The organism is Duganella hordei (assembly GCF_040369125.1).
In the GTDB taxonomy this organism is placed as follows: Bacteria; Pseudomonadota; Gammaproteobacteria; order Burkholderiales; family Burkholderiaceae_D; genus Rugamonas; species Rugamonas hordei.
In genome coordinates this window covers 69,316-82,986 of sequence record NZ_BPWI01000017.1, presented here as the reverse complement: position 1 = coordinate 82,986, position 13,671 = coordinate 69,316, and the positions used below count along the sequence as shown (strand labels likewise).

Here is a 13,671-nt window from a genome sequence, read left to right as displayed (position 1 = left end):
GAATGGAAGCCATCATGATGAACCCGAAATTAGAAGTATTGACGCCCACCAATTGCCAGCTGATCTTCATCGACCAGCAGCCGCAAATGGCGTTCGGCGTGCAATCGATGGACCGCCAGGCGTTGAAAAACAATACCGTGGCGCTGGCCAAGGCCGCCAAGGTGTTCAATATCCCGACCACCATCACCACCGTCGAGACGGAAGCGTTCTCCGGCCACACCTATCCGGAACTGCTGGACGTATTCCCTGGCAAGCCCATCCTGGAACGCTCGTCGATGAACTCGTGGGACGACCAGAAAGTGCGCGACGCGCTGGCCGCCAACGGCAAGAAGAAAGTCATCGTCTCCGGCCTGTGGACCGAAGTCTGCAACAACAGCTTCGCACTGTGCGCGATGCTCGAAGGCGGCTATGAAATCTACATGGTGGCCGACGCTTCCGGCGGCACCTCGAAGGAAGCCCACGACTACGCGATGCAGCGCATGATCCAGGCCGGCGTGGTGCCGGTGACCTGGCAGCAGGTGATGCTGGAATGGCAGCGCGACTGGGCCCACCGCGACAGCTATGATGCCGTGATGGCCATCGTGCGCGAGCACTCCGGCGCCTACGGCATGGGTGTCGATTATGCGTACACGATGGTGCACAAGGCGCCGCAGCGCATCACCGGCAGCCACGAGACGCTGGCGCCCGTGCCCGCCAAGTAAGCTCGCTAGAACACGCCAAGCAAACCGCGCCTGGCCGCCACCGTGGCGGCCTCGGTGCGGCTTGCCACGTTGAGCTTGGCCAAAATATTATTGACGTGGAATTTCACCGTACCCACCTCGATGTCGGCGCTGCGGGCGATCATCTTGTTGCTCTTGCCGGTGGCCATGTGGGCCAGGATCTCCAGCTCGCGCCTGGACAGGCGGCTGGTTTCGCGCCGTTGCGCCAGCTTGGCGGCCACGTCCGGCGGCAGGAAGGTGCGGCCGCCCGCCACGGTGCGTATGCAGGCCGACAACTGCGCGAAGCCGCTGTCCTTGAGCAGATAGGCGCGGGCGCCGGCGCGCAGGCCGCGATGCACATCCTCGTCGCCCTGGTAGGTGGTGAGGATGATGATGTTGGCGTCGGCGTCGATCCGGCGCATCCGCTCTATGGCCTCGACGCCGTTCATTTCCGGCATGCCCAGGTCCATGACGACCACTTGCGGCCGCTGCTGTTCGAACAGCGCCACGGCCTGCACGCCGTTGGCGGCACGGCCGACCAGCCGGCATTCCGGCATGGTGTTGATGAGCGTCTCAAGGCCGGCAAGTATCAGCGGATGATCGTCGGCGATCAGGATGGAGATGGTGTCCATGGTGGAGTTCCTTGTGGTGGGGCGGCAGGCTGACATGGAAGGCGGTGCCGTGCGGCTGGCGCGAAGCGCTCCAGATACGGCCGCCGTGCGCGCCGACAATGGCGCGGCAGATGCCCAGGCCGATGCCGATGCCGCCGGGCTTGGTGGAAAACATCGGCTCGAACAGCCGCCCGGCGATATGGGCGGGGATGCCGGCGCCGTTGTCCTCGACGCTGAGGCGCACGGTGCCCGAGTCGTCGGCCAGCGCGGTGCGCACCAGCAGCAGGCGCGCGCGCTCGACGCCGCTCATGGCGTGGATCGCGTTGAGGATCAGGTTCATCATCACCTGCTGCAGCTGCACGCGGTCGGCATGCAGCTGCAAGGCGTGGCCATGGCCGAGGCCGAACTGCGTGCGGACCTCGACGCGGTGCTTGTGCAGCTCGCCGCGCAGCAGCCGCAGCACCTCAAGCACGGCCTCGTCCAGCGCGAACAGCGAGGGGGATGCGGGAGCGTTGGCGGCCATGCCGCGTATGCTGCGCAGCACGCCGCCGGCGGCGGCGCCGGCGTGCATCACCATCTTGAAGGCGTCGCAGGCGCTTTCCGTCCGCTGTTGTTCCAGGTGGTGCAGGCCGGCTTCGGCGTTCAGCATCATGGCGGCCAGCGGCTGGCTGACCTCGTGCGCCAGCGAGGCGGCAAATTCGCCCATCGCGGTGATGCGCGCCAGCCGCGCCAGCTCCTGCTCGGCCATCCGCAGCCTGTGTTCCAGTTGCGCGTTGCGCCGCGCCAGGACATCGATGAGCGGTAATTCGGAGGACATGTCGCATCTTGGTGTAGAGAGGATGCAGCTATTATGCTGCGCCGCGACACCCGCGCGCTTATACGAAAGGGGCCGGACGGCTCTGGCTTAGCGGCCGGTTCCGGCACCCCCGAAAGAGTTACGCCTTCAGGAAAGCCAGCAGGTCGGCGTTCAGCTTGTCCTTGTGGGTGGTCGGCAGGCCGTGCGGCGCGCCTTCATACACCAGCAGCGTGGCGTTCTTGACCAGCTTGGCCGAGGCCCTGGCCGACGCGTCGATCGGCACGATCTGGTCGTCGTCGCCGTGCACGATCAGGGTCGGCACGTCGATCTTTTTCAGGTCTTCGGTGAAGTCGGTTTCCGAGAACTGCTTGATGCAGTCGTAGGCGTTCTTGATGCCGCACTGCATGCCCTGGGCCCAGAACGTGTCGCGCACGCCTTGCGATTCCTTGGCGCCCGGGCGGTTGTAGCCGTAAAACGGCGTGGTCAGGTCCTTGAAGAATTGCGAGCGGTCGGCCAGCACGGCGGAGCGGATGCCGTCAAACACCGACATCGGCAGGCCGTTCGGGTTGGATGCGGACTTGACCATCTGCGGCGGCACGGCGCCGACCAGCACCGCCTTGGCCACGCGCGAGGTGCCGTGGCGGCCGATGTAGCGCGCCACCTCGCCGCCGCCGGTCGAATGGCCGACCAGCGTGGCGCCTTGCAGGTCCAGCGCTTCGATCAGCGTGGCCAGGTCGTCGGCGTAGGTGTCCATGTCGTTGCCGTTCCATGGCTGGCTCGACAGGCCGTGGCCGCGGCGGTCGTGGGCGATGACGCGGTAGCCCTGGCTGGCCAGGAACATCATCTGGTCTTCCCAGGCGTCGCCCTGCAGCGGCCAGCCGTGGCTGAACACGACCGGGGCGCCGCTGCCCCAGTCCTTGAAGTGGATGCGGGTGCCGTCGCTGGTGATGACGCTGTCGATCGACAGTTGCGGTTTGCTTTGGTTGAGGCTGGTATCCGGCATGGCGGTGCTCCTTGCGTTGGTTGGGAGAGACCAGTGTAGGCAGCGGCGCAATCGTGCGCTCCTGCCAAAAGATCAGGGCGGGCTAAAGGGAGAGGGCGCGCCGTCGTAGTTTAGCGGCAGCCACTGGTAGCCGGCGCCCGCGTGAGCAATGTGGCCGAGTCCGGGGAAGGCGATGTGCGCCGCGCCGACCAGCATGTGCTTGCCGGCCGCCATCTCCAGCAATTGCCGGCGGGTGGCGCTTGCGTCGGCTTCGCTGCTGTCGTATTTGACGGTGGCCTGCGGATGCGGCAACTGGATCGCCGACACGTGGACGATGTCGCCCCAGACCAGCAACTGTTGTCCGCGGCTGCTCACCAGGTACATTGCGTGGCCCGGCGTGTGGCCCGGACCGGCCAGCGCTTCGATGCCCGGCTCCAGCGGGCCGTAGGCCTTGAACGGCTGGAAGCGCCGGCTGGCCTGGTAGGGCGCCGCCGCCGCGACCGCGCTGTCGAAAAAGCTGGCCAGGAAGGCCGGCGCGGACGCCTTGCCGGCCGGCGCCAGCCAGTAGTCGGCCTCGGCCTGCGACAGCCGCACCACGGCATTGGCAAACACCGGCGCGCCTTGTGCCGCGATGCCGCCCGCGTGGTCCTTGTGCAGATGGGTGATCAGCACTTCGTCGACCTGCTCGGGCCGGTAGCCCGCCGCGCGCAGGTGGTCCACCAGCTTGCCGCAGCAATCGCCATACAGCTGGCCGGCGCCGGCATCGATCAGGATCAGCTTGCTGCCGGTGTTGACCAGGAAGGCATTGATCGAGCCTTGCACCGGCTGGCGCAGTTCGGCCTGGTCCAGGTCCGAGGCGATTTGCGCCGGCGCAATATGGGTCATCACGCTGTCGATGGGGAAGGCGTGCGTGCCGTCGGACAGCGCGGTGATTTCAAAGTCGCCCAGCATCATGCGGTAAAAGCCGGGCGCCTGCGTGCGCACCCGCGGCGCGGCGGCGTGCGCCAGTGTCGATGCGGCCAGCAGCAGGATGGCCGGCAGGCGGGACAGAAGTAAGGTCATGGCAGTGCTCCGGTAGCGATTGCCGATGCTATCGCAGTGGCGGCCCCGCAACACCTGTCTTTAGTCCAGTCGGCCCCATGCTGCGCCGCCATAGCCCGCCGCCAGCCGGATATGGATCTGGTGGCCGGCCTTCTTATGCTGCATCGCAGTATCAATACTTCTTTACAAATTTTCCCATTAGTCTAAAGTCACTAAGAATGATAACGCTATCTTTGCGTTGTGACCATCGCGTAGAAGTCGGGCGCGATTTATTTAAAACAATAATGTTAGCGCTAACTTAACGTTGGCCATGCCTTGGAGAGCTGGATGGAAAGTACCCGCTGGGTAGTGATGGGTGTCAGTGGCTGCGGCAAGAGCACCGTAGGGCAGGCGCTGGCCGGCGCACTTGGCGTACCCTATATCGAGGGCGACCAGTTCCACCCGCCGGCCAACGTGGCCAAGATGTCCGCCGGCGTCGCCCTGGACGATGCCGACCGCCACGATTGGCTGCAGGCCCTGGCCGGGCAGATCCACAGCGCGCGGCTGCTGAACACCGGGCTGGTGCTGGGCTGCTCGGCGCTGAAGCGCAAATACCGCGACCAGCTGCGCGCGGCCGACCCGGCGCTGCGCTTCGCCCACCTGAGCGGCGCGCGCGAACTGATCGCCGACCGCATGCAGGCGCGTGTCGGTCATTACATGCCGCTGTCGCTGCTGGACAGCCAGTTGCATGTCCTGGAACCGCTGCAGCAGGACGAGGCCGGCATCACGCTGGACATCGCCGATGCGCCGGAAACGCTGGTGCGTCATATCCTCGCCGGCAAGATCGGTAGTTGAAAGTGCCCGAATACCGTCTGGCTTGACGGGGCCGGGCAGCGTTGCAAGCAGTGCGTAGCGGAGCCGTCAGAAATTCCGCACGTTGACCCTTACCTCATAAAAATATAGCAGGAGACTACAATGCGTAAACGTAACACAATCATGAGCCTGGCCGTGGCCAGCGCTTGCTGCTGGATCGCCATGCCGGCCCACGCGCAGCAAGCCGCTGCCGCTGCCCCTGCCGCCCCGGGCGACCAGACCCCGCCCAACGCGGACGCCAATGCCGCCCCAGATGCCAACGCCGCGCCGGTGCAGACCGTGGTGACCGTATCCGGCTCCCGGATCGCCTCGCGCGGCTTCACCCAGCCGACGCCGACCACCGTGCTGAACGCCGACGACCTGGCCAAGAACGCCCAGCCCAACATCTTCAACACCATCGCCGAGCTGCCGGCGCTGCAGGGCAGCACCGGCCGCACCACCAGCACCAACAGCACCTCCAGCGGCATCCAGGGCCTGAGCTCGCTGAGCCTGCGCGGCCTGGGCCCGATCCGCACGCTGACCCTGCTGGACGGCCAGCGTGTGGTGGGCGCCAACGTCACCGGCGTGACCGACGTCAGCCAGTTCCCGCAACTGCTGGTCAAGCGCGTCGACGTGGTCACCGGCGGTGCCTCGGCGTCCTACGGTTCGGACGCGATCGGCGGCGTGGTCAACTTCGTCACCGACAAGAAATTCGAAGGCTTCAAGGCCAACGTCGAAGGCGGCCAGACCACCTACCACGACGACCGCAACGGCACCGTGCAGGCGGCCTGGGGCAAGGCCTTCATGGACGACCGCCTGCACGTCGCAGTCAGCGGCGAGTTCGGCCGCGAGAAGGGCATCGATTCGCCGGGCTTCGGCGAAGTCGGCCCGAACGGCCGCACCTGGTACAAGAACACCGCCTACCAGATCCGTCCGCTGGCCCAGACCAACGACGGCAAGCCGCAATACACCGTCATCGATCACGCCCAGCAATATCAGTACGCCAAGTACGGCCTGATCACCAACGGCCCGCTGCAGGGCACGGCCTTCGGTCCCGGCGGCGTGCCGTACCAGTTCAACTACGGTGGCGGCGGCAAGCCGACCGGCACCGGCGCGGTGACCGGCTGCGTCAACCCGTTCTGCGTCGGTGGCGACCTGAGCGGCAGCGTGGGCGCCGGCACCAACCTGGCGATGGACCTGAAGCGCCAGGTGGCGTACACCCGCGTCGGCTTCGACATCAATCCCGACCACGAGATCTACCTGACCACCAACTTCGGCAAGGTCGAATCGGTGTTCTCGCCGAACCCGGGCGCGGCCAAGAACGCCAACCTGACGATACAGTGCGACAACCCGTTCCTGCCGGCGTCCATCGTGGCCGCCTGCGCCGCCAACAAGATCACCAGCTTCCAGTACGGTACGGCCAACGCCGAATTCCCGCGCAACATCAACGTCCATCCGACCCGCCAGATGGAACGCGTGGTGGTGGGCGCCGACGGCCGCTTCCAGCTGGCCGGCAAGGAATGGTCGTATGACGCCTACGCCGAATATGGCCAGAACAAGACCGACATCATCGTCCACGACATCTCGCTCAATGCGCGCTACAACGCCGCCATCGACGCGGTGCGCGGCCCGAACGGCACCATCGTCTGCCGCAACCCGGTGGCGGCGGCTTCCGGCTGCGTGCCGCTGAACATCATCGGCGACGTGCCGGCCGATCCGGCGGCAATGGCCTACATCGAACCAGCCAACGGTCCGCAGCAGCACACCAAGCAAACGCAGCAGGTCGCCAGCTTCAACTTGCACGGCGAACCGTTTGAATCGTGGGCCGGCCCGATCGCCGTGGCGACCGGCGCCGAGTACCGCCGCGAACACTACAGCGTGACCGGCGACCCATACGGCAACGGCGTCTCCGCCGACAGCCCGAACACGGCGGCCTATCCGGCCGACCCGCTGCTGAACACGGCGGTTGGCAACAACTGGTACGCCGGCAACTACCACAATGCCTCGGGCACCTACGACGTCAAGGAAGCCTACGTCGAGCTGAACGTTCCGATGCTGAAGTCCGCCACCTTCGGCGAGGCCAACCTGAACGTGGCCGACCGCCGCACCAAGTACAGCACCTCCGGCAGCGTGGAAAGCTGGAAGATCGGCGGCAGCTGGAAGACCCCGGTCGACGGCCTGAGCTTCCGCGCCGTGACCTCGAAAGACGTGCGCGCACCGAACTTGAGCGAACTGTATGCGGCCGCCGTGGTGGTCAACAACGTGGTCAGCTACCAGGGCAACACCATCACGGTCCAGCAGCGCACGGTCGGCAACACCAATCTGCGCCCCGAGATCGCCCGCAACACCGTGTTCGGCGCGGTGCTGAACCAGCCGAAGTGGCTGCCCGGCTTCAGCGCCTCGGTCGACTACTTCGACATCAAGGTCAACGGCGTGATCTCGACCTTGTCGGCGCAGCAGGAAGTCGACCTGTGCGTGGCCGGCAACAAGGAAATCTGCTCGGCGATGGTGCTCAACAGTGCCAGCACCACCAACAACTACGTGACGGTGCAGGCGTTCAACCTGGCGTCGCTGCGCAACAAGGGCTACGACATCGAGGCGGCCTACCGCATGAACCTGAAGGACTTCGGCCTGCCTGGCCGCCTGACCTTCCGCGCGCTGGCCACCCGCACCATCAGCTTCCTGACCGATCCCGGCGTGGTGGGCACGATCCCGTCCGAAGGCGCGGGCAACAACCTGGGCGGCACGCCTAAGTGGAAGGGCCTGGCCTCGCAAGCGTGGGACACCGACAAGTACGGGCTGATGCTGACCGAACGCTGGATCAGCAAAGGCGTCTACAGCAACGAGTTCATCGAGTGCCAGACCAACTGCCCGGTCTCGACCACGATCCACCCGACCATCTTCAACAACCAGATGAAGGGCGCCTTCTACGTCGACCTCGGCGGCACCTACAAGGTCAATGCGAAGACCACCGCCTACTTCAAGATCGACAACATCGGCAACGTCGATCCGGCCGCGGCGCCCCAGGCCAACCTGAGCTTCGCCATCAACCCGACGCTGTACGACGTGCTCGGCCGCGTGTACCGCGCCGGCGTGCGTTACAGCTTCTAAGCCGTCCGGGTGATGACTACTATGATTAGTCCGTTGGCGTCGTTCTTCGGAATGACGCCCGCCGCGTGGAGCATGCTGGCCGTGGCCTTGTCGGTCGGACTGCTGACCTTGATGATCGCCTGGGGCAAGGTACAGCCGCTGCTGGCGTTCGTGGTGGCGGCGCTGGTCGCGGCGCTGCTGCTGGGCATGCCGCTGGACGCCATTCCCAAGTCCATCGACAAGGGCATAGGCGATCTGCTCGGTTCGCTGATCGTGATCGTCTGCCTGGGCGCCGTGTTCGGCAAGCTGATCGCCGACAGCGGCGCGGCCCAGCGCATCGCCAGCTATCTGATCGGCGTGTTCGGCTCGGCCCGCATGCCGGTGGCGCTGACCTTGACCGGCTTCGTGGCCGGCATACCGCTGTACTACAACGTCGGCTTCGTGCTGCTGGTGCCGCTGGTGTTCTCGCTGGTGTACCAGAGCGGACGGCCGGCGGTGGCGCTGGCCATTCCGCTGCTGGCCGGGCTGTCGATCGCCCACGGCTTCCTGCCGCCGCACCCGTCGCCGACGGCGCTGGTGGCGCAGTTCCATGCCGACATGGGACGCACGCTGTTCTACGGCCTGATCGTCGCCGTGCCGACCCTGATCATCGCCGGGCCGGTGTTCGCGATGAGCCTGAAACGCATCCATAGCGAGCCGGCGCCGCTGTTCCGCACCGGCCTGCGCGACGAGGCCGAACTGCCTGGCGTGTTCAACAGCTTCGCCACCGCGCTGCTGCCGGTGTGGCTGCTGGCCGCCGCCACCGCGCTGACGCTGGTGCCGGTGGACAGCCCGCTGCTGAAATCGCTGATCGCCTTCCTGGCCAATCCGATGATCGTCATGCTGATCGCGCTGGCCGCCGCCGTGGTCACGCTGGGGCTGGCGCGCGGCCAGAGTTTGCCCAAGCTGATGGCCGGCGCCCAGGATGCGCTGCGCGACATCGCGCCCATCCTGCTGGTGATCGCCGGCGCCGGCGCGCTGAAGCAGGTGCTGGTCGATTCCGGCGTCAGCACCGAACTGGGCAAGCAGCTCGGCAGCCTGCCGGTGCCGCCGCTGGTGCTGGGCTGGCTGGTGGCGACGCTGATCCGCGTGTGTCTGGGCTCGGCCACCGTGGCCGGCCTGACGGCGGCCGGCATCGTCGCGCCGGTGGTGCAGTCGTCCGGCATCGATCCGAGTTTGATGGTGCTGGCGATCGGCGCCGGCAGCTTGATGTGCAGCCACGTGAACGATTCCGGCTTCTGGATGTTCAAGGAATACTTCGGCCTGTCGCTGAAGGACACCTTCCGCTCGTGGACTTTGATGGAGACGCTGGTCGGCGTCTTCGGACTGATTTTCGTGTTGCTCCTCTCCGCCTTGATTGGATAACAAATGATGAAACTCCCAATGACCCGCGCTCTCGTTGCCGCGGTCGCCGTTCTGTGCGCGCCGCTTGCCGTGCAAGCCGCGTCGATCTCCGCCTACCAGACCATGCCGGACGACCCGCGCGCCGTGAAAGTACAGGCCAAGGGCGACGGCGTGGCCGACGACACCGACGCCATCCAGCAGGCCGTCACCAGCGCCGCCAACAAAGGCGAGGGTGGCGTGGTGTTCCTGCCATCGGGCCGGTACCGCATTTCTCGCTCAATTTTGGTACCGCTATCAGTGCGCCTGTACGGCGTCGGCCCGACGCGGCCGGTGTTCGTGCTCGGCGCGCGCACGCCGGGTTTCCAGAAGGGCGTCGGCAACATGATCGTGTTCACCGGCGGCGACCAGTACACGGTGGGCAAGGTGCCGGTGCCGGTGGCCAGCGCCGTGCCGTTCAGCGACAAGGTGCGCGACGCCAACTCGTCGACGTTTTATTCGGCGCTGAGCAACGTCGATTTCGAGATCGGCGACGGCAATCCGGCTGCTGCGGCGGTGCGCCTGCGCACGGCGCAGCACTCCTACCTGAGCCATATCGACTTCCATATCGGCTCCGGCCTGGCCGGCATCTACCAGGTCGGCAACGAGAGCTTCGACCTGAAATTCTACGGCGGCCGTTACGGCATCCTGTCCGAGAAGACGTCGCCGGCGTGGCAGTACACGCTGATGGACTCGACCTTCGAAGGCCAGCGCGACGCCGCCATCCGCGAGCATGAGGCGGGACTCACGCTGATCAACACCAGCATCCGCAACACGCCGGTCGGCATCGAGATCGACCGCGGCTACGGCGACTGGTTGTGGGGCAAGGACGTGCGCTTCGAGAATGTGTCGAAGGCGGCGGTGGTCATCAGCAACGAGGGCAACGTCTACACGCAGGTCGGCTTCGACCACGCCATGGCCCGCAACACGCCGGTGTTCGCGCGCTTCCGCGACAGCGGCAAGACCATCGCCGGCACGGGTTCTACCTACGCGGTCAGGGAATTCAGCTACGGCCTGGCGCTGCCCGGCCTGGGCAGCACCGGGCAGTTCGCCACCAGCATCAAGATGGAACCGTTGAAAGCCTTGCCGGCCGCGCCGCGCCAGGTCATGCGCACGCTGCCGCCAAGTACCGAATGGGCCAACGTGCACAGCTTCGGCGCCATCGGCGACGGCGTGGCCGACGACACGGCGGCGATCCAGAAGGCCATCGACAGCAAGCGCGTGGTGTATCTGCCGCTGGGCTTCTACGTCGTCAACGACACCATCCGCATGAAGCCGGACACGGTGCTCATCGGCCTGCATCCGGGCCTGACGCAGCTGGTGCTGCCGAACGGCTCGCCGCTGTACGCCGGCGTCGACGGCCCGAAAGCGCTGCTGGAAAGCGCCAAGGGCGGCGACGCCATCGTCACCGGCTTCGGCCTGGCCACCGGCGAAGTCAACCCGCGCGCGACGGCGCTGCTGTGGAAGGCTGGCGCCGATTCGCTGGTCGACGACATCCGCGTCCAGGGCGGCCACGGCACGCGCCTGTATGACGGCACGCGCCGCGACCCTTACCAGAAGCGGGCCGACTTCGATCCGACCGCACACTGGGACCGCCAGTACCCGAGCATCTGGGTGACCGACGGCGGCGGCGGCACCTTCGTCGCCTGCTGGACGCCGAGCACCTTCGCGCAGGCGGGCTTCTACGTGTCGAACACCAAGACGCCGGGCAAGGTGTACGAACTGTCGGCCGAACACCACATCCGCGCCGAGATCGTGCTGGACGGCGTGGAGAACTGGGAATTCCTGGCGCCGCAAACCGAGGAGGAAGTGCGCGACGGGATGGACTCGGTCTCGCTGGAGATCCGCAATTCGAAGAATCTGCTGTTCGCCAACTACCATGCCTACCGCGTCACGCGTTCGATCAAGCCTGCGCCGTCGGCGGTCAAGCTGAGTAATTCCAGCGGCATCCGCTTCCGCAACGTGCACGTCAACGGCGAGAGCGGCTACGCCACCTGCGACGACAACGGCTGCGACACCTATCTGCGCGTCACCAAGTACCCGTATGAGAATGCGATGCAGGACGTCACGCACAAGCTGGAAGTGCGCGAGCGCGAGTTCGCTTCGCTGGATATCGGCGCCTCCGGTCCCGCTGCCGCAGCCGCGCCAGCCCTGGCTGGAGCAGGCGTCGGCGCCGGCGTCAAGGTCGACAAGCTCGAAGGCGATTTCTATTCGATCGCCGGCGCGGCGGTCGACGCCAAGGGCAAGCTCTATTTCGTGGACCGCCGCTTCCAGCGCATCTACAGCTGGTCCAAGGCCGACGGCATGGTGGTGGTGCGCGACGCGCCGCTGGATGCGATCAACCTGGCCTTCGATAAGAGCGGCGCGCTGATGGTGCTGTCCTCGCACGGTCCCGAAGGCACGGTCTACTCGTTCCACCCGGACCAGCCGGCCGGCCCGCTGACGCTGATCAAGCCGACGCCGGTCGCCGCCCACGCTGGCGCACGCACCGTGGTACCGGTCAACTTCTGGCAGAACGGCGAGTTCCGCGACCAGTTGAACCCCGACACCTACGAGTTCACCACGCTGGCCGAGATGTTCGCCCGCGACGTGGCGTTGCCGAAGAAGCGCGAGTACGTGTCGCCGGACGGCAGCCTGGTGATGCCGGCCTACCGCGTGTTCCAGCAAGGCCCGGCCAATCACCTCGGCTACCGCTTCTCCGACACGCTCGACACGCATGGCCTGGTGGCGGCCGGCGCCAACGGCCGCGTGGTGTTCACCAACGGCTCCGAGAACCGCACCTTCAGCGGTGTGATCGGGCAGGGCGGCGGCATCGGCGACTTGAAACAGGTCGCCAACCGGGGCGGCGAAAGCGTGGCCGTGGACAAGGCCGGCAACGTCTACGTGGCCAACGGCCAGGTATTCGTCTACGCGCCGGACGGCAAGGAGATCGGCCGCATCGATGTGCCGGAACGTCCGCTGCAATTGATCTTCGGCGGTGACGGCGATGGTACGCTGTTCATCCTGACTCACCATACCCTTTACGCCGCGGGAGGCTTCAATGGGCATTAACAAATTCGGCTTGGCGCTCTTGCTGTTGTGCGCGCAGGCGGGTGCGCAGCAGACCGTTCAACTGTGGCCCAACGGCGCGCCGGGGTCGGAGAAGCGCCACAACGAGCCGGAGACGGTGCAGAACACCTACGTCAGCAATATCCACGATCCGTCGCTGACCGTGGTCAAGGCCGATCCGCGCCACGCCAACGGCGCCGCCGTGATCGTGGTGCCGGGCGGCGGCCATCGCATGCTGGTGTGGAACAACGAAGGGCTGGTGGCGGCCAAGTCGCTGAACCGTTCCGGCGTCACCGCCTTCGTGCTGAAGTACCGGCTGGCGCGCGACCAGGGTTCGAGCTACAGCATCGAGAACGATGCGGCGGCCGACCTGCGGCGCGCCGTGCGCTGGGTGAGGGCGCATGCGGCGGAGTACAAGATCGATCCGAACCGGCTCGGCATCATGGGCTTCTCGGCCGGCGGCGAGCTGGTGTCGCTGGTGGCCGACAATCCGGCGCCGGCGCCGGCAGGAACGGCGGACGCCATCGACAAACTGAGCGCGCGGCCTGACTTCCAGGTGCTGGTCTATCCCGGTCCGCTGGGCGTGCCGGCCAAGGCCGTGCAGAACGCGCCGCCGGCCTTCATCGTCGCGGGATCGGTGGACAAGTGCTGCGCGCCGCCGGCCATAGCCTTGTATCAGCAGCTGGTGGCGGCGGGCGTGTCGGCCGAGCTGCATATGTATGCGGAGACCGACCACGCCTTCAACATGGGTCAGCGTTCGGAGCGGCTGTCCGACGTGCACTGGCCGGACCGCCTGGCCGACTGGCTGGCCGACGGCGGCTGGCTGATACCGCACGGCGGCCAGGCGCCGCAGGGCGTGCCGTCGCCGGCGCAGTAATTACTGTTCGAAGCGTTTGCGGATTTCGCCGACGTTGCGGCCCACCTCGCGCACCACTTCGATCAGCTTGGACGGCGGCACGTCGAACTCCCTTGCCCAGAAGCGGACTTCCGGCGCATGCTGCGGATTGATGGTGCGGAGGCTGCGGTAATCTGAGGTCTTGGTCTGGACTTGCATGATGGTATTTAAAAAAGAGTGCTTTAGTGCCATCATGTTGCCAGCTTGCGCCACGGCGCACCGTGCACTGGCGCACATGGGAACAGCTTTCTTTCCCAGAG

General features: G+C 66.2%; 11 protein-coding genes. 6 read left to right on the top strand and 5 right to left on the bottom strand.

Annotated elements, in window-relative coordinates:
- Window positions 1-14 precede the first annotated feature (14 nt).
- Complete coding sequence (locus ABWW33_RS27660) at window positions 15-701, top strand: hydrolase (RefSeq protein ID WP_176651523.1); 687 nt, start codon at window positions 15-17, stop codon at window positions 699-701.
- 5 nt (window positions 702-706) lie between these two features.
- Here the strand turns inward: ABWW33_RS27660 and ABWW33_RS27655 are convergent, their stop codons facing one another.
- From ABWW33_RS27655 to ABWW33_RS27640, 4 genes are all read right to left on the bottom strand, one after another.
- Entirely contained in the window at window positions 707-1,330 is a 624-nt protein-coding gene (locus ABWW33_RS27655; protein WP_353404656.1) for a response regulator, read from the bottom strand.
- The gene (locus tag ABWW33_RS27650) at window positions 1,272-2,126 is read right to left on the bottom strand and encodes a sensor histidine kinase (protein WP_353404655.1); all 855 of its coding nucleotides are present in this window, start codon (window positions 2,124-2,126) and stop codon (window positions 1,272-1,274) included. The genes ABWW33_RS27655 and ABWW33_RS27650 overlap by 59 nt, the downstream gene beginning before the upstream one ends.
- Window positions 2,127-2,244: 118 nt before the next feature.
- Window positions 2,245-3,108 (bottom strand): alpha/beta fold hydrolase, encoded by an 864-nt coding sequence (locus tag ABWW33_RS27645; protein ID WP_218087772.1) that lies wholly within the window; start codon window positions 3,106-3,108, stop codon window positions 2,245-2,247.
- Window positions 3,109-3,180: 72 nt separating this feature from the next.
- Entirely contained in the window at window positions 3,181-4,149 is a 969-nt protein-coding gene (locus ABWW33_RS27640; RefSeq protein WP_353404654.1) for an MBL fold metallo-hydrolase, read from the bottom strand.
- Between the two features lie 306 nt (window positions 4,150-4,455).
- Between ABWW33_RS27640 and ABWW33_RS27635 the strand changes: the two genes are divergently transcribed.
- From ABWW33_RS27635 to ABWW33_RS27615, 5 genes are all read left to right on the top strand, one after another.
- On the top strand, window positions 4,456-4,962 hold the full coding sequence (locus ABWW33_RS27635; protein WP_353404653.1) for a gluconokinase: 507 nt from the start codon (window positions 4,456-4,458) through the stop codon (window positions 4,960-4,962).
- Window positions 4,963-5,082: 120 nt separating this feature from the next.
- Window positions 5,083-8,070, top strand: coding sequence for a TonB-dependent receptor domain-containing protein (locus tag ABWW33_RS27630; RefSeq protein WP_353404652.1), 2,988 nt, complete (start codon window positions 5,083-5,085; stop codon window positions 8,068-8,070).
- A gap of 12 nt (window positions 8,071-8,082) precedes the next feature.
- Complete coding sequence (locus ABWW33_RS27625) at window positions 8,083-9,453, top strand: gluconate:H+ symporter (RefSeq protein ID WP_353404651.1); 1,371 nt, start codon at window positions 8,083-8,085, stop codon at window positions 9,451-9,453.
- A 3-nt stretch (window positions 9,454-9,456) separates the two neighbouring features.
- On the top strand, window positions 9,457-12,519 hold the full coding sequence (locus tag ABWW33_RS27620; RefSeq protein WP_353404649.1) for a glycosyl hydrolase family 28-related protein: 3,063 nt from the start codon (window positions 9,457-9,459) through the stop codon (window positions 12,517-12,519).
- Entirely contained in the window at window positions 12,509-13,393 is an 885-nt protein-coding gene (locus tag ABWW33_RS27615; protein WP_353404648.1) for an alpha/beta hydrolase, read from the top strand. The genes ABWW33_RS27620 and ABWW33_RS27615 overlap by 11 nt, the downstream gene beginning before the upstream one ends.
- Here ABWW33_RS27615 and ABWW33_RS27610 read toward each other — a convergent pair whose 3' ends face one another.
- Complete coding sequence (locus tag ABWW33_RS27610; protein ID WP_176651518.1) at window positions 13,394-13,570, bottom strand: DUF3606 domain-containing protein; 177 nt, start codon at window positions 13,568-13,570, stop codon at window positions 13,394-13,396.
- Window positions 13,571-13,671 lie beyond the last annotated feature (101 nt).

Coding starts and splice junctions, on each gene's coding strand:
- ABWW33_RS27610 (WP_176651518.1), bottom strand. CDS start 13,570: ATGCAAGTCCAGACCAAGACCTCAGATTACCGCAGCCTCCGCACCATC.
- ABWW33_RS27635 (WP_353404653.1), top strand. CDS start 4,456: ATGGAAAGTACCCGCTGGGTAGTGATGGGTGTCAGTGGCTGCGGCAAG.
- ABWW33_RS27660 (WP_176651523.1), top strand. CDS start 15: ATGATGAACCCGAAATTAGAAGTATTGACGCCCACCAATTGCCAGCTG.
- ABWW33_RS27645 (WP_218087772.1), bottom strand. CDS start 3,108: ATGCCGGATACCAGCCTCAACCAAAGCAAACCGCAACTGTCGATCGAC.
- ABWW33_RS27650 (WP_353404655.1), bottom strand. CDS start 2,126: ATGTCCTCCGAATTACCGCTCATCGATGTCCTGGCGCGGCGCAACGCG.
- ABWW33_RS27625 (WP_353404651.1), top strand. CDS start 8,083: ATGACTACTATGATTAGTCCGTTGGCGTCGTTCTTCGGAATGACGCCC.
- ABWW33_RS27630 (WP_353404652.1), top strand. CDS start 5,083: ATGCGTAAACGTAACACAATCATGAGCCTGGCCGTGGCCAGCGCTTGC.
- ABWW33_RS27655 (WP_353404656.1), bottom strand. CDS start 1,330: ATGGACACCATCTCCATCCTGATCGCCGACGATCATCCGCTGATACTT.
- ABWW33_RS27640 (WP_353404654.1), bottom strand. CDS start 4,149: ATGACCTTACTTCTGTCCCGCCTGCCGGCCATCCTGCTGCTGGCCGCA.
- ABWW33_RS27620 (WP_353404649.1), top strand. CDS start 9,457: ATGATGAAACTCCCAATGACCCGCGCTCTCGTTGCCGCGGTCGCCGTT.
- ABWW33_RS27615 (WP_353404648.1), top strand. CDS start 12,509: ATGGGCATTAACAAATTCGGCTTGGCGCTCTTGCTGTTGTGCGCGCAG.